The organism is Aeromicrobium sp. JJY06 (genome assembly GCF_044069275.1).
Classification (GTDB): domain Bacteria; phylum Actinomycetota; class Actinomycetes; order Propionibacteriales; family Nocardioidaceae; genus Aeromicrobium; species Aeromicrobium tamlense.
Window position 1 is genome coordinate 160,879 of the sequence record NZ_JBIMRD010000001.1, and the last position, 15,938, is coordinate 176,816.

Genomic DNA, 15,938 nt, shown 5'->3' on the forward strand with positions numbered 1-15,938 from the left:
CGGCCTCGGCGCGGAACCCGTCATCGCGCGCCTGTGGAGCGCCGCGACGGGTCGGACCCGCCTGTGGATCAGCGGGCGCTGACGGTGACCGCGATCATCCCCGGACCGACGTGGGCGCCGATGTCCGCGCCGACCTCGTCGACGGGGATCTCGGGACGGTCCAGCTGCTGCGCGAGCGACTGGGCGACGCGGACCGCGACGGGCTCGCTCGCCAGGTGCAGCACGCCGATGTCGTAGTCGCCGGCGTAGCCGCGGACGGCCTCCACGGCGAGCGCCTCCACGCGGGCGAGGGCCTTCGACGACGTGCGGACCTTCTCCAGTGGCGTCACCTCGCCGTCCTCGAGCGTGAGGATCGGCTTCACCGCGAGTGCCGAGCCGATGAGGGCGGCGGCCCGACCGATCCGGCCGCCGCGGCGCAGGTACTCGAGCGTGTCCACGTAGAGCAGCACCCGGGCCGAGCGGGCGGACGCGACGGCCGCCGCCTCGACCTCCTCGGCCGTGCCGCCGGCGTCGCGGGCGCGAGCCGCGGCACCCGCGGCGAAGCCCGTGGCCAGACCGACCTGCATCGTGTCGACGACGCGGACGGGGACGTCGACGCGGTCGGCGGCCAGGCGCGCGGCGTCGACCGTGCCGGAGACCTTCGAGCTGATGTGGACCGAGACGATCTCGTCGACGCCGGTGGACGCGAGCGCCCGGTAGACGGCCTGGAAGGTCTCGGGCGAGGGTCTCGACGTGCTGACGGGCACGTTGTCGGCCAGCGCGTCGGCGATCATGTGCGACGTGACGTCGACGCCCTCGGTGTAGACGCGCGCGCCGATGATGACGGTCGTGGGCACGACGGTGATGCCCTCGCGCGCCGCGTCGTCGGGATCCAACGACGCGGTCGAGTCGGTGACGACGGCCACGGTCATGCTCGTGACCCTATCGAGATCAGTACACGTCCTTCGCGTAGCGCCCCTCGTCGGCGAGGCCCGCGAGCCAGTCGCGGGCCGCCTCGCGGCCCAGCCCACCGTGCCGCTCGGCGAGGTGCAGCAGGGTGGCCTCGACGTCCTTGGCCATGTGCACGCGGTCGCCGCACACGTACAGGTGGGCGCCCTCGTCGAGCCAGCGCCACAGCTCGGCGCCGTGCTCGCGCATCCGGTCCTGCACGTAGACGCGACGGTCCTGGTCCCGCGAGAACGCGGTGTCGAGGCGGGTCAGGACGCCGTCGTCGCGCCACCGCTCGAGCTCCTCGCGGTAGAGGAAGTCGGTCTGCTCGTGGCGATCGCCGAAGATCAGCCAGTTCCGGCCCGGCTCCCCCGCCAGCGCGCGGTGCGCCAGGAAGCCGCGGAACGGCGCGATGCCCGTGCCGGGACCGACCATGATCGCCGCGGCGTCCGGGTCGGCGGGCGGCCGGAAGTGGCGCTGGCGCTGCACGTGGACCCGGACGTCGTCCGCGCGGTCGGCGAGGAAGCCCGAGCAGATGCCGTGGCGCTCCGGACCGTGCACGCGGTGGCGCACGACGCCCACGGTCACCTGCACCTCGTGCGGGTCCTCCAGCGGGCTCGAGGAGATCGAGTACTGCCGCGGCGTGAGCGGCCGCAGGACGTCGAGCCACTGGTCGAGCCGGGCGAGGGTCGGGTGGTCGTGGAGGAGGTCGACGACCTGACGGCCCCACGCCCACTCCTGCACGGCGAGGCGGTCATCCGGGTCGGGCAGGCCGGTGAGCGTGCCGCGGTGGCGTTCGATCACGAGCCGGACGACCGCCGGTGTGATCGTCACGGGGTCGTACCGGTCGGCGAGGGCGTCGGCGAGGCGCACGGGCTCGCCGTCGGAGTCCACGACGGCGTCGCCGTCGAGGCCGGTGAGGGTGAGCCAGGCGTCGACGTACGCCGGGTCGACCCTCGGCGACACGGCCAGCGCGTCGCCGGGCTCGTACGTGAGCGAGTCGTCGGGCAGGTGGAAGCCGAACCGGCGCACCTCCTTCGACGAGCCCGGCGCGGTCAGCAGCTCGTTGCGGGTGAGTCGGGTCATCAGGGAGGGCCTGCGCGCGGGCGTGACAGGGGGTGCGTCCGTCGCGCCGAGGGCGCGGCCGACCGCCTCGAGCCAGGCGGCAGCGGGCCCGTCGTACGCCGGCTCGCACTCCGTGCGCGGGGCGAGCCGTCGGCCTCCGAGCTCGGCCAGCCGCTCGTCGAGGCGCCGCCCGAAGCCGCAGAAGTCGGCGTAGGTGGAGTCCCCGAAGGCCAGCACGCTGAAGCGCAGGTCCTCCAGCCGGGGTGCGTCCGGCGCGACGAGACGGCGCCAGAGGCCGACCGCCTCGGTGGGCGGATCGCCGTCGCCCGTGGTGCTGGTGACGAACAGGACGGTGCCGCGCAGGTCGCCGGCGTCGCGCATCGAGCGGTGCACCGTCGAGACGCCGCGGGCGCGGAGCAGCTCGACCAGCTGCGGCGCGTGGTCCTCCACGCGGCCGGTCTGCGAGGCCGTGAGGACCGTGACGTCCGCGTCGCCGGACTCCTCCTCGGGAGCGAGGGCGGCCAGCACCTCGGCGAACCACCCGCGCACCTCCGGACCGACCGGCGCAGAGGCCGGTAGACCGGCGTGCGTCCTCGCCGCGAGGAATCCCGCGAGCCAGGCCGTCTCGGCCTCGGACGTGGGCCGCGGCGGCGTGACGGGCAGCCGGATCGGGGCACGCTCGAGCCGCACCGCGCAGTACTTGAACTCGGGCTGGAGCGAGTCGGGGTCCACCGCGTCGTGCGTGACCGCGTTGACGGCGAGCCGCTCCCCCGTCATCTCGCCCCAGTGGATCGGCGCGAAGCACGTGCCGGGCAGCACGCGATCGGTGACGACGGCCGGCAGCTCGACGGTCCCGCGGCGCGAGACGACCCGGACCGACGAGCCGTCGCCGATCCCGAGCGCAGCGGCGTCGTCGGGGTGGACCTCGACGAAGGGGCCGGGGTTGAGCCGGTTGAGCCGCGCGACCTTCCCGGTCTTGGTCATGGTGTGCCACTGGTGCGGCAGGCGCCCGGTGTTGAGGACCACCGGGAACCGGTCGTCGGGCAGCTCGGCCGGCGCGAGGTGCGGCCGGGCGTGGAACACGGCGCGGCCGTCGGGGGTCGGGAACCGGACCACCCCGTCCTCGACGTAGCGGATCGGGTTGCGCCGCTCGCCGTCCGGCGGACACGGCCACTGGAGCGGGCCCTCGCGCAGGCGGTCGTAGTCGGCGCCGCGCAGGTCGTAGCCCGTGGCGGGGTTGGCGAAGGACCGGATCTCGTCGAACACCTCCTCGGCGCTGTCGAAGGCGAACGCCTCGCCGAACCCCACTCGCGTGGCGATGTCGGCGATGAGCCGCCAGTCCGGGCGGGCGTCCCCCGGCGGCGACCCGGCCGGCTGGCACAGCGTCAGGTTGCGCTCGGAGTTGACCATGACGCCCTCGGCCTCGGTCCAGAGCGCGGCGGGCAGGGCGATGTCGGCGTGCGCGAGCGTCTCGTTCTCGGCGTAGGCGTCCTGCACCACGACGACGTCGGCGGCGGCCAGCCCGGCGAGCACGGTGGAGCGGTTCGCGACCGAGTGCACGGGGTTCGTGCAGATGATCCACGCGGCGCGGACCTCACCCGCGGCCAGCTGCTCGAAGAGGTCGATCGTGCCGCGGCCCACCTCGTCGCGGATCGTGCCGGGCTCGAGGCCCCACGCCTCCTCGACGAACGCCCGGTCGGCGGGCGAGACGACGGAGCGCTGGCCCGGCAGGCCCGGCCCCATGTAGCCCATCTCGCGTCCGCCCATCGCGTTCGGCTGGCCCGTGAGCGAGAAGGGACCGGACCCGGTGCGGCAGATCGCACCGGTCGCGAGGTGCAGGTTGACCAGCACGTTGGTGTTCCACGTGCCGTGCGTGGACTGGTTGAGGCCCATCGTCCAGCAGCTCATCCAGTCGTCGGCGGCGGCGATCCAGCCGGCGAGGGTGCGCAGGTCGTCGGCCGCGACGCCGCTCGTGGCGGCAACGGAGTCCGGGTCGTACGCGGCCACCATCGCCTCGACGTCCTCCCAGCCGCGGGTGTGGTCCGCGACGAACGCGCGATCCACGGCGTCCGTCGCGATGAGCTGGTGGAGCAGCCCGTTGAGCAGGGCGAGGTCGGTGCCGGGGCGGACCTGCAGGAACAGGTCGGCCTTCTCGGCGGTCGCCGTGCGCCGCGGGTCCACGACGACGAGACGCGCTCCGGCCTTGACCCGCTCCATCATCCGCAGGAACAGGATCGGATGGGCGTCGGCCATGTTCGAGCCGATGACCAGGAACAGGTCGGCGTGGTCGAAGTCGTCGTACGAGCCCGGCGGACCGTCCGCGCCCAGGGACTGCTTGTAGCCCGTGCCCGCGCTGGCCATGCACAGCCGCGAGTTCGACTCGATGTTGACCGTGCGCAGGTAGCCCTTGGCCAGCTTCGTCGCGAGGTACTGCGCCTCCAGCGACATCTGGCCCGAGACGTACAGCGCGACCGCGTCGGGTCCGTGCTCGTCGATCACGGCGCGGAAGCGGGCGGCCGCCTCGTCGAGCGCGGCCTCGATGCCGACCTCGACCCGGTCGGCCGCGCGGTCGGAGCGGATCGAGGCCTTCTCCATCCGTCCCGGCGCGGCGAGCAGGTCGGCCGTCGTCGCGCCCTTCGTGCACAGCCGGCCTGCGTTCGCGGGGTGGTCGGGCGTGCCCGCCGCGCCGGTGACGAGCACCTGGTCGTGGCGTCGCTCGACCTGCAGGGTGAGGCCGCAGCCCACGCCGCAGTACCCACAGACCGTGCGCACCACGTCAGACCGCCGTCGCCAGCTCGCGAGCCCGGGCCTGGTCGTACCGCTCGAGCACGAGACGGACGAGGCGCTCGTCGGGCGTCCGCTCGTCGAGCAGCGGTGCGGTGACGACGTCCGCGCCGGTCCGACCGAGCGCGTCGTGGAAGTGCCCGGGAGCCAGCAGGTGGCTCGCGACCAGGACCCGACGGCCGGGACGGCGGACCGAGGTCACGACCTCGGCCAGCGGCGTGCCGCAGTGCCCGACGTGGCCGAGCGCGACCTCGCGGTCGAGCCGGAGCGAGAGATCGCGGGCGGTCGCCCGGAGGTCGGCGAGAGCGCGCGGATCGCTGGAGGCGGAGGCGCCCAGGACCACGACCTCGTCGGGCGCGAGCCCCTCGTCGTGCAGCCGCGAGACGAGCACGTCGATGACGGCCGCGTGCGGGCCGAGCGGCGCGGCAGCGGCGTGAGCCGGGCGCCGCGCGACGACGCCCGCGATGTCGTGGTGCACGTGGTAGCCCGCCGAGAGCAGCAGCGGCACGACGACCGCCGGACGGTCACCGAGCCACGCGGCGACCTCGGGCAGCGCCGGCTCCTGCACGTCGACCCACGTCGGGACCACCTCGAGACCCGAGGCGTCCCGGACGGCGTCCACCAGGGCGGTGACGGCGGCGGCCCCGCGCTCCGAGCGGGTGCCGTGACTGCAGGCGATCAGGACGGGCATGCTCATGCGGGCCTCTCCAGAGTGTGCGGTTCGAGTCGGTAGCCGCGCTTGACGACGGTGCCGACGAGGCGGCGGTCGCCGAGCGCCTCGCGCAGCCGGCCGACGGCGACGTCGGCGGCGTGGGGGTCGGCCGTGGCGCGCGGCAGGACGGCCAGCACCTGCTCGCGGGTGAACACGGCTCCGGGCTCGGAGGCCAGGAGTCGCAGCACGGCCAGCCCGGCGGGCGGCAGCGGCAGCACCTCGTGGTCGAGGGTGGCCGCGGTGGCGTGCACGCGCAGACAGCCGGTGGCGACGTCGATGCCGAGGTCGTCACGGCCGAAGTGCACGACGACCGAGCGGACGAGCGCGCCGAGACGGCCCCGGTCGGGCACGAGCGGGTCGAAGCCGGCGACGAGGAGCGGCTCCGCGGTGACGGGTCCGACCGCGGCCAGCACGAGCCGGCCCTCCCCCGCCAGCTCGAGCAGCTCGGGCAGCACGCCGAGCTCGCGCACGACGCGCAGCCACGCGCTGGCGCCGGGCGCCGAGGTGAAGACGATGGCGTCGAAGCCGCCGCAGGCCGCGTCGCGGACCGAGCGCTCGACAGCCTCGGGGTCCGGCGGCGGGCCCCAGCGGTAGACGACCAGCGGCACGGTCGAGGCTCCGGCACCCGAGACGGCGGACTCCAGTCCGTCGTCGCCCGCGCCGTGGTGCTGCACGGCGATCCGCAGCCCGTCGACGCCCTCCGCGACGAGGTACTCGGCCATCTCGCGCGAGGTCTCGGACTCCGCGACCCAGTCGGCCACCAGCCCCGCGGCCTGGATCGCGCCGCGCGCCTTGGGCCCGCGCGCGACGATGCGGGCGCCGGCCAGCACCTCGTGCAGCGGCTCGAGCAGATCGACCGACTCGGCCGTCTCCAGCCAGCTGCGGAAGCCGATCGCGGTCGTCACGACGACGATGTCGGGACGGTCGTCGATGAGCTCCTGCGTGCGCGCGACGAGCGTGGCCTCGTCGATGTGCGCCTCGACGCCCAGCGTCGCCGCCGTGTGGACCTGCGCGCCGCGCCGCACGAGCGCGCTGGCCAGATCGGTGGCGCGGCGCTGCGCGGTGACGAGGATCCGGGTCCCGGCGAGCACCGGCCCGTGAGGGGTCACGCGCCCTCCCGGCGCAGCCAGACGACGTCGTCGACGACCCGCACGTCCCAGCGTCCGAGCGTGACCTCGGGCTCGTCGAGGCACACGCCGGTGCGCAGGTCGAACACCTGCTTGTGCAGCGGCGAGGCCACCGTCGGGACGTCGCCGCGGGACCCGACGAGGCCGCGCGCGATGACGTTCGATCCCGTGAACGGGTCGCGGTGGCCCACCGCGAGGATCTCGCCGTCCTGGAGGCGGAAGATCGCCACCTGATCGCCGTCGACGAGAGCCGCCGCGCCCCGGTCGACCCAGAGCCGATCGACCGTGCACACCGCGGTCCACGCCGTCTCCGACACGGCGGCGCTCATGAGACGGCCTCCGTCCGGACGGGCAGGCGGTCGCCGGCGATCACGACCGGGTCGGCGGGCCGGCGCTGACCACGCTCCTCGACGTAGGCGAGGTCCGGGTCGGGCGTGTCCGGCGCATTCACGAAGGAGCCGAACTGGGCCAGCTTCTCGGGATCGGCCAGCGTCTGCGCCCACTCGTCCGCGTAGCTCTCGACGTGCTCGGCCATCTGCGCGTCCAGCTCGGCGCCGATGCCCAGGGAGTCCTTCAGGACGACGTCGCGGACGTGCTCGATCCCGCCCTCGATCGACTCGATCCACGGCGCCGTGCGCTGGAGCCGGTCGGCCGTGCGGACGTAGTAGAGCAGGAAGCGGTCGATGGCCCGCACGAGCTCCTCGGTGGTGAGGTCCTCGGCGAACAGCTGCGCGTGCCGGGGCGTGAAGCCGCCGTTGCCGCCGACGTACATGTTCCAGCCGTGGTCGGTGGCGATGACGCCCACGTCCTTGCCGCGCGCCTCGGCGCACTCGCGCGCGCACCCGGAGACGCCGAGCTTGATCTTGTGCGGCGAGCGCAGGCCGCGGTAGCGCAGCTCGAGCTCGACCGCGAGGCCCACCGAGTCCTGCACGCCGTAGCGGCACCAGGTCTGGCCGACGCACGACTTCACGGTGCGCAGGCTCTTGCCGTACGCGTGCCCCGACTCGAAGCCCGCGTCGACGAGGCGCCTCCAGATCGCCGGCAGCTGGTCGATGCGGGCGCCGAAGAGGTCGATCCGCTGTCCGCCCGTGATCTTCGTGTAGAGCCCGAAGTCGGCGGCGACCTGGCCGATGACGATGAGGCCCTCCGGGGTGATCTCGCCGCCGGGGATGCGCGGGACCACCGAGTACGTGCCGTCCTTCTGGAGGTTGGCCATGACGTGGTCGTTCGTGTCCTGCAGTCGGGCGTTCTCGCGGTCGAGCACGTGGCCGCGGCCCAGGCTCGACAGGATCGAGGCGGCGACGGGACGGCAGATGTCGCAACCGTGACCCCGCCCGTGCCGCGCGATCAGCTCGCTGAACGAGCCGATCCCGGTGGCCCGCACGACCTCGTACAGCTCGGTGCGGCTGAGGTCGAAGTGCTCGCACAGGGCGTTGCTGACGGTGATGCCCTGCGCCTCGAGCTCGGCGTTCACGATCGTCTTCACGAGCGGCACGCACGAGCCGCAACTGGTGCCGGCCTTCGTGCACGCCTTCACACCCGCCAGGTCGGTGCACTCGCCGCCGCTGATCGCGCAGCGGATCGCGCCCGCGGACACGTTGTTGCACGAGCACACCGTGGCGGTGTCGGGCAGCGCGCCGGTCGACGGCGGCTCGATGCCGTCGGGCATCAGCCACGCGGCGGGGTCGCTGCCGAGCTCGGCGTCGACCATCGGGCGCAGGCTCGTGTACGCCGAGGCGTCGCCGACGAGCATGCCGCCGAGCAGCGTGCTCGCGTCGTCGCTCATGACGAGCTTCTTGTAGACGCCGGCGAGCGGATCGGCGTAGACGACCTCGAGGCTGCCGCCCTGCGCGGCGAACGCGTCGCCGAAGCTGGCGACGTCGACGCCCATCAGCTTGAGCTTCGTGGAGAGGTCCGCGCCGGTGAACGCGGCCGAGCCACCGAGCAGCCGGTCGGCGACGACCTCGGCCATCGTGTAGCCCGGACCGACGAGGCCCCAGACGCGATCGGCGATGCAGGCGACCTCGCCGATCGCCCAGATGTGCTCGTCGCTCGTGCGGCAGGAGTCGTCGGCCATCACGCCCCCGCGCGGGTGGACCTCGAGTCCGGCCTCGCGGGCCAGCTCGTCGCGTGGCCGCACTCCGGTGGCGAAGACGACGACGTCGGCGGGGATCGTCTCGCCGTCGGCGAACGTCATCCGGCCCACCTTCTTCGTCCCGCGTCCCGTGCGCAGGGACTTCGTCGCGGTGGACGTGCGGACCTCGACGCCGAGCCCCTCGATGAGGCGGCGGAGCGCCTGGCCGCCGGCGAGGTCGAGCTGGACGGGCATGAGCCGGTCGGCGAACTCGACCACGGTGCACTCGGCGCCCAGCTCGCGCAGGGCGCCGGCCGCCTCGAGACCGAGCAGGCCGCCGCCGATGACGACGCCGCGCGCCGGGTGGCCCAGCTGCTCGCCGCGGTCGCGCACCCACGTGCGCAGCTCGGTGACGTCGTCGACCGTGCGGTAGACGAAGCAGCCCGGCAGGTCCGACCCGTCCACGGGCGGCACCGCGGCGTACGAGCCGGTGGCCAGGACGAGCTCGTCGTAGTGCTCCTCGCGACCGTGGACCGTGACCGTCCTCGCCTCGCGGTCGATGCCCGAGACCCGCGCGTTGCGGTGCAGTCGTACGCCGGGCGTGCGCCACAGGGCCTGGTCGCCGAGCAGCAGCTCGTCGGGGTCGGCCACCGTGAAGAAGGAGGTGAGTGCGACGCGGTCGTAGGGCGGACGGCTCTCCTCACCGAACACGTCGATGTCCCACTGTTCCGTGGCGCCGCGCTCGACGAGGGCCTCCACCAGGCGGCGGGCGACCATGCCGGCGCCGGCCACGATCAGTCTCTTGCGTGTCATGCCTCCAGCGTCCGTGGCGCAGGTTTCCGGCCCGACACCTGGATGTAACAACCGATGACATCGGTCTCACGATCGTCACCGACGGCCTGTGAGGAGAACGTTCCCGGCCGGTTACCGGCAGGCGCGGGCGGCCGAAACGCGCCGTTCCTACGGTCGTGGCCATCCGAGCAGCCCCGCGTCAGGAGTCGTGATGACCACCGTGAACACCGACCTGCAGACCTCCTCCCTCGTCCACCGGCCCGGCCGGTGGATCGACGGCTGGGATCCCGAGAACGACGGCCAGTGGGCCGCCGAGGGTCGCCCGATCGCACGGCGCAACCTCACCGTGTCCGTGTTCGCCGAGTTCTTCGGCTTCATGATGCTGGGCGTGTGGAGCGTGGTCGTCCCGAACCTGGGCACGGCCGGCTTCTCCTACTCGACCGACCAGCTCTACTGGCTGATCGCGCTGCCGGGGCTCGCGGGCGCGGCCATGCGCGTGCTCTACACGTTCATGGTGCCGGTGTTCGGCGGGCGGAACTGGACCGTGATCTCGGCCCTGCTGCTGCTGATCCCCGCGCTCGGGCTCGCCTGGGCGGTGAGCGACCCGACCACGCCGTTCGCGGTGATGCTGCTGGTCGCCTCCCTGGCCGGCCTCGGCGGCGGCAACTTCGCTTCGTCGATGGTGAACATCTCGTTCTTCTACCCGCAGCGCGAGAAGGGCAAGGCGCTCGGCATCAACGCCGCCGGCGGCAACCTCGGCACCGGCGTCGTGCAGCTGGTGGTGCCGCTCATCATCACGACCGGCGCCGGCGTCGCCCTCGAGCGCGCGGGACTGATCTTCGTGCCCGCCGCCATCATCTCGGCGCTCGCGGCCCTGCTGCTCATGAACAACCTGTCCAACACGAGCTCCGACCTGCGCAGCTACGCGCTGGCCGTCCGCAACCCCCACACGTGGGTCATCTCGTTCCTCTACATCGGCACGTTCGGCTCGTTCCTGGGCTTCTCGCTGACCTTCCCCACGCTCATGAAGGCGATGCATCCCGACGTGCCGATCGCGATGGCATTCCTCGGCGCCGCCACCGGCGCGCTCATGCGACCCCTCGGCGGCGCGCTGGCCGACCGGTTCGGCGGCACCCGCGTGACGATGGCGTCCTACGTCGCGATGGCCGCGGGCGTGATCGGGCTGGTGCTGACGCTCGAGGATGCCTCGTTCGCGCTCTTCCTGGCCCTGTTCCTCGTGCTGTTCGGCGCGGCCGGCGTGGGGAACGGCTCGGTCTACAGGATGATCCCGATCGCCTTCCAGATCGGCGCGCACGACGACGACGCCCGAGCCCGCGGGCACCGCGCCGCCGCGGGCTGCATCGGCATCGCGGGCGCCGTCGGCGCGCTCGGCTCGTTCTTCGTGCCGCGCACCTTCGCCGAGCTCGGCATCACCGGTGGCCTGTGGGCCTTCGCCGCCGTCTACGCGGTCATGCTCGTGGTCGCCTGGGGCGTCTACGCGCGACCCGGGACCGACACCCACGCGGCCCGCGTGTGATCAGACGACGATGCTGACGAGCTTGGGGGCGCGGACGATGACCTTGCGGATCTCGCGGCCGTCGATCGTGCGGACCACGTTCGGCTCGGCCAGCGCGAGGGCCGTGAGGTCCTCGTCGCTGATGTCGGCGGCCACCTCGAGTTTGCCGCGCACCTTGCCCTGGATCTGCACGACGCACGTGACCAGGTCCTGGACGAGGTACTGCTCGTCGGCGACGGGCCACGGCTCGTAGGTGAGCGTGTCCTCGTGGCCCAGGCGCGACCACAGCTCCTCGGCCAGGTGCGGGGCCAGCGGGGCCAGCATCAGCACGAGCGGCTCGATGATCGTGCGCGAGCGCACCGACGACTTGGTCAGGTGGTTCGTCAGCTCGATGAGCTTGGCGATCGCGGTGTTGAACCGCAGCTCGCCCATGTCCTCGGTGACCCCGGCGATGGCCTGGTGCAGGGCGCGCAGCGACGCGGTGTCGGGCTCGGTGTCGTCGGCGACGACCTCGCCCGTCTCCTCGTCGACGACGAGGCGCCACACGCGCTGCAGGAAGCGCTGCGAGCCGACGACCGCACGGGTCTCCCACGGACGGGAGACGTCCAGCGGACCCATGCTCATCTCGTACACGCGGAACGTGTCGGCGCCGTAGGCCTCGTACATCTCGTCGGGCGTGACGACGTTCTTGAGGCTCTTGCCCATCTTCCCGTATTCGCGGTTGACGGGCCTGCCCTCGTGGAACCAGCCGCCGTCGCGCTCCTCGACCTCGTCGGCGGGCACGTAGGTGCCGCGCTCGTCGGTGAAGGCGTACGCCTGGATGTAGCCCTGGTTGAACAGGCGGTGGAACGGCTCCTCACTGCTCACGTGGCCGAGGTCGAACATCACCTTGTGCCAGAAGCGCGCGTACAGCAGGTGCAGCACCGCGTGCTCGACGCCGCCGACGTAGAGGTCGACACCGCCGGTCTCGCCGGGCGCCTTCGGGCCGAGCCAGTAGCGCTCGTTCTGCGGATCCGCGAGGACGTTCGCGTTGTGCGGATCGGTGTAGCGCAGCTCGTACCAGCTGGAGCCGGCCCAGTTGGGCATCGTGTTGGTCTCGCGGCGGTAGCGCTTCGGGCCGTCGCCGAGGTCCAGCTCGACCTCGACCCACTCGGGCACGCGCGCCAGCGGCGGCTCGGGCTCGCTCGTGGCGTCGTCGGCCTCGAAGGTCTTCGGCGAGTAGTCGGGCACCTCGGGCAGCTCGACCGGCAGCATCGACTCGGGCAGCGCGATCGCGCGGCCGTCCTCGTCGTAGACGATCGGGAACGGCTCGCCCCAGTAGCGCTGGCGGCTGAACAGCCAGTCGCGCAGGCGGTAGGTGGTGGTGCCCTCGCCGACGCCGCGCTGCTCGAGCCACGCGATGATCGCGGCCTTCGCGTCGTCGACCGTCAGGCCGTCGAGGCTCACGCCCTCGTCGCCGAACACGCCGGTGTTGTCGGAGTTGATCGCGACGCCCGCACCCGTCCAGGGCAGGACCTCGTCCTCGGGCGCCTGGACCACCGGCGTGATGCGCAGGCTCAGCTCGGTGGCGAACTCGAAGTCGCGCTCGTCGTGGCCGGGCACGGCCATGATCGCGCCCGTGCCGTAGCCCATGAGGACGTAGTCGGCGATGAAGACCGGGACGGCCTCGCCGTTCACCGGGTTGGTGGCGAAGGAGCCGGTGAAGACGCCCGTCTTCTCCTTGTTCTCCTGGCGCTCGACGTCGGACTTCGCCGCGGCCGTGCGGCGGTACTGCGCGATCGCCGCGACCGGGTCGGGCGCGCCGCCGGTCCAGCGCTCGTCGACCGCCTCCGGCCACGTCTCGGCGGCCAGCCGGTCGACCATCGGGTGCTCGGGCGCGAGCACCATGTAGGTGGCGCCGAACAGCGTGTCGGGGCGCGTGGTGAAGACCTCGATCGGGCCCGCGGCCGACTCGAAGCGCACCTGGGCGCCGTGCGAGCGACCGATCCAGTTGCGCTGCATGAGCTTGACCGGCTCGGGCCAGTCGACGCGATCGAGGTCGTCGATCAGGCGGTCGGCGTAGGCGGTGATGCGCATCTGCCACTGGCGCAGGCTGCGCTTGAAGACCGGGAAGTTGCCGCGCTCGCTGCGACCCTCGGCCGTGACCTCCTCGTTCGCCAGCACCGTGCCCAGCCCCGGGCACCAGTTGACCGGGGACTCGCTGATGTAGGCCAGGCGGTGCTGGTCGATCACGGCGGGGTCGTCGGTGCCCAGCTGCTCGATCAGCTCGCTGATGGGGCGGGCCTTGCCCTGCTCGGGGTCGTACCAGGAGTTGAAGATCTGCAGGAAGATCCACTGCGTCCAGCGCATGAACTCGGGCTCGATCGTGGCGAACGAGCGGCGCGCGTCATGGGCCAGGCCCAGGCGGCGCAGCTGGCGCCGCATGTTGGCGATGTTCTCCAGCGTGGTCTCGCGCGGGTGGCGACCGGTCTGGACGGCGTAGATCTCGGCGGGCAGGCCGAACGCGTCGTAGCCGAGGGCGTGCAGCACGTTGTCGCCCTGCATGCGGCGGAAGCGGCCGACGACGTCGGTGGCGATGTAGCCCAGCGGGTGGCCGACGTGCAGGCCGGCGCCCGAGGGGTACGGGAACATGTCCATCAGGAAGTACTTCGAGCCGCCGGCGTTGTGGCGGTCGTCGTCGAGCGCGAGGTCACCGACCGGGTTGGGGGCCTCGAACGTGCCCTCGGCCTCCCAGCGGTCCTGCCACGCCGTCTCGATGCGGCCGGCGTACGCGCTGGTGTACCGGTGTGCGGCGCCGTCGGCTGCCGCGCCCTCCTGGGTGTCCTGGTTGCTCACCGACCTAGGTTACCCGCCGGGCTCGGGCGCCCGCCGTCGCGTCAGGAGTTGCCGAGGGCACAGAAGGTCTCCACCTTGCGGGTGGGACCGGAGACGATCAGCTCGTCGGTCGCCTCGATCGAGGTCTCGGGGCGGGCGTAGGTGAAGTCCTCGCCGCGCCGCTTGACGCCGACGACGGTGACGCCGAACTTCGCTCGCAGCTGCGACTCCAGCAGCGTGCGCCCGGCGGCCAGCTTCGGCGCGCGCGTGCGCGCGATCGAGAAGCCGTCGTCGAACTCGATGTAGTCGATCATCGCGCCGGTGACCATGTGCGCCACGCGCTCGCCCATCGCCGACTCGGGACGCACCACGTGGGTGGCGCCGACGCGCTCGAGGATCCGGGCGTGCTTGGCGTTGATGGCCTTGGCCCACACCTCCGAGACGCCGAGCTCGACGAGGCTCAGCACGGTCAGGACGCTGGCCTCGATGTCGGTGCCGATGCCCACGACGGCGCGGTCGAACTGCTCGGCGCCGATCTGGCGCAGCGCCTCGGTGTCCGTGGTGTCGGCGGAGACGACGTGCGTGAACTCGCTGGCGAAGCGCTGCACGAGCGCGGCGTCCTCGTCGACGCCGAGGACGTCGTGGCCGAGGCGGACCAGCGAGCGCGCGACGGCCGAGCCGAAGCGGCCCAGGCCGACGACCAGGACCGGGGCGGTGAGGGGGTCGTTGTTAGCCAATGATCGGTTGCTCCTCGGGAAGGTGATACCTGGCGACGCGGCGCCGCAGCACGAACGCCGAGGCTGCCGTAATGGTGCCGACTCGGCCGATGAACATCAAGACGATGAGGACGAGCTGGCCCGCGACGTTGAGCTCGGGGGTCAGGCCCGTGGACAGGCCCACGGTGCCGAACGCGGACGTCGACTCGAAGAGTCCTTCCGACAGCGGGACGCCCGCGACGATCATGAGGGCCATCGCGCCGCCCGTGACGAGGCCGACGGCGATGAGCGCGATGCTGAGCGCCGTGCGGATCGTGCGCGCGTTGATCGCGCGCGAGCCGATCCGCACCTGCTCCTCGCCGCGCAGCTCGGCCAGGATGACGTACGCCAGCAGCAGGAACGTGGTGATCTTGATGCCGCCGGCCGTGGAGGCGCTGCCGCCGCCGATGAACATCATGACGATCGCGGTGAAGAGCGTGACCGGCTCGACCTGGCCCCAGTCGAAGCTGTTGAGGCCGCCCGACCGCGGCATGATGCCGCCCTCGATGCCCGTGACCAGCTTGTCGATGGGGCTGAGGTCGCCGATCGTGGCGGCGTTGTTCCACTCGACCACGACGAACATCGTGGAGGCGATGGCCAGCAGCGCCAACGAGCCCCACACGGTCAGCCGGGTGTGGATCGTCCACGTCTTCGGGGAGCGCCACTCCTGGTAGAGCTCGGCGAGGACCGGGAAGCCGACACCGCCGGCGAACACGGCGACCGAGATCGGCAGGATCACGGCGTAGTCGCCCGCGTAGCTGGTGAGGCTGTCGGGGTGCAGCGAGAAGCCCGCGTTGTTGAACGCCATGACCGCGTCGAACACGCCGTGCCACAGCGAGTAGGCGAACGAGTCGAAGTAGTACGTCGCGTAGCGGATCGTGAGGATGATCGCCGTGATGCCCTGGAAGATCAGGGTCGTGATCGCGACGCGCTTGAACAGGGGGCCGACGTCGCCCAGGCTCACGACGTGCATGTCGGTCTGGGCCGCCAGCCGCGTGCGCAGGCCCAGCCGCCCGCCGACGAACAGGCCGAGCAGCGTCGTCATCGCGATGATGCCGATGCCGCCGATCTCGACGAGCACGATGATGATGCCCTGCCCGATCGGCGACCAGTAGGTGCCCGTGTCGACCACGGCCAGGCCGGTCACGGTGACGGCGGACGCCGAGGTGAAGAAGGCGTCCATGAACGACGGGTCCTCCTCGCCCGCACGGGCGAAGGGCATCAGCAGCAGCAGCGTGCCGACCACGATGAGGGACAGGAACGTCAGCGGCAGCAATCGCACGGGGTGGGCGATCGACGCCGGGAGACGGAAGCGACGGCGCCAGGGCACGCCCCGACGGTACACCCGCCCCAGCCGTCACACCCGGTAGAT

General features: G+C 72.5%; 10 protein-coding genes. 1 reads left to right on the top strand and 9 read right to left on the bottom strand.

All coding sequences use genetic code 11. The annotated features are described in order from the left end of the window. Positions 1-68: 68 nt before the first annotated feature. The 6 genes from ACGWYL_RS00790 to nirB are packed head-to-tail and all read right to left on the bottom strand — an operon-like array spanning position 69 to position 9,502. Positions 69-911 (bottom strand): DegV family protein, encoded by an 843-nt coding sequence (locus ACGWYL_RS00790; protein ID WP_179423732.1) that lies wholly within the window; start codon positions 909-911, stop codon positions 69-71. A gap of 19 nt (positions 912-930) precedes the next feature. Then, a complete protein-coding gene (locus ACGWYL_RS00795; protein ID WP_395486161.1) occupies positions 931-4,767 on the bottom strand; it encodes a molybdopterin-dependent oxidoreductase in 3,837 nt (1,278 codons plus the stop codon). Between the two features lies 1 nt (position 4,768). After that, complete coding sequence (locus ACGWYL_RS00800) at positions 4,769-5,473, bottom strand: sirohydrochlorin chelatase (protein WP_269302967.1); 705 nt, start codon at positions 5,471-5,473, stop codon at positions 4,769-4,771. Further along, positions 5,470-6,597 (bottom strand): uroporphyrinogen-III synthase, encoded by a 1,128-nt coding sequence (locus tag ACGWYL_RS00805; protein ID WP_395486162.1) that lies wholly within the window; start codon positions 6,595-6,597, stop codon positions 5,470-5,472. Before ACGWYL_RS00805 ends, ACGWYL_RS00800 begins: the two co-directional genes overlap by 4 nt. Next, positions 6,594-6,944, bottom strand: a complete 351-nt coding sequence (gene nirD / locus ACGWYL_RS00810) for a nitrite reductase small subunit NirD (RefSeq protein ID WP_179423726.1) — start codon at positions 6,942-6,944, stop codon at positions 6,594-6,596. The genes ACGWYL_RS00805 and nirD overlap by 4 nt, the downstream gene beginning before the upstream one ends. Further along, positions 6,941-9,502 carry a nitrite reductase large subunit NirB gene (gene nirB / locus ACGWYL_RS00815; RefSeq protein ID WP_395486163.1) on the bottom strand — a complete coding sequence of 854 codons (2,562 nt, stop codon included), beginning with the start codon at positions 9,500-9,502 and terminating at the stop codon, positions 6,941-6,943. Before nirB ends, nirD begins: the two co-directional genes overlap by 4 nt. A gap of 190 nt (positions 9,503-9,692) precedes the next feature. Between nirB and ACGWYL_RS00820 the strand changes: the two genes are divergently transcribed. Next, entirely contained in the window at positions 9,693-11,018 is a 1,326-nt protein-coding gene (locus ACGWYL_RS00820) for an MFS transporter (RefSeq protein ID WP_395486164.1), read from the top strand. On the opposite strand, the gene leuS is transcribed toward ACGWYL_RS00820, so the two are convergent. From leuS to ACGWYL_RS00835, 3 genes are read right to left on the bottom strand one after another with little or no spacing between them, the layout of a single operon-like run. Beyond that, positions 11,019-13,832 (bottom strand): leucine--tRNA ligase, encoded by a 2,814-nt coding sequence (gene leuS / locus ACGWYL_RS00825; RefSeq protein ID WP_395486165.1) that lies wholly within the window; start codon positions 13,830-13,832, stop codon positions 11,019-11,021. A 41-nt stretch (positions 13,833-13,873) separates the two neighbouring features. Next, a complete protein-coding gene (locus ACGWYL_RS00830) occupies positions 13,874-14,548 on the bottom strand; it encodes a TrkA family potassium uptake protein (protein WP_179423718.1) in 675 nt (224 codons plus the stop codon). Further along, the gene (locus ACGWYL_RS00835; protein WP_179423716.1) at positions 14,541-15,896 is read right to left on the bottom strand and encodes a TrkH family potassium uptake protein; all 1,356 of its coding nucleotides are present in this window, start codon (positions 15,894-15,896) and stop codon (positions 14,541-14,543) included. The genes ACGWYL_RS00830 and ACGWYL_RS00835 overlap by 8 nt, the downstream gene beginning before the upstream one ends. Positions 15,897-15,938 lie beyond the last annotated feature (42 nt).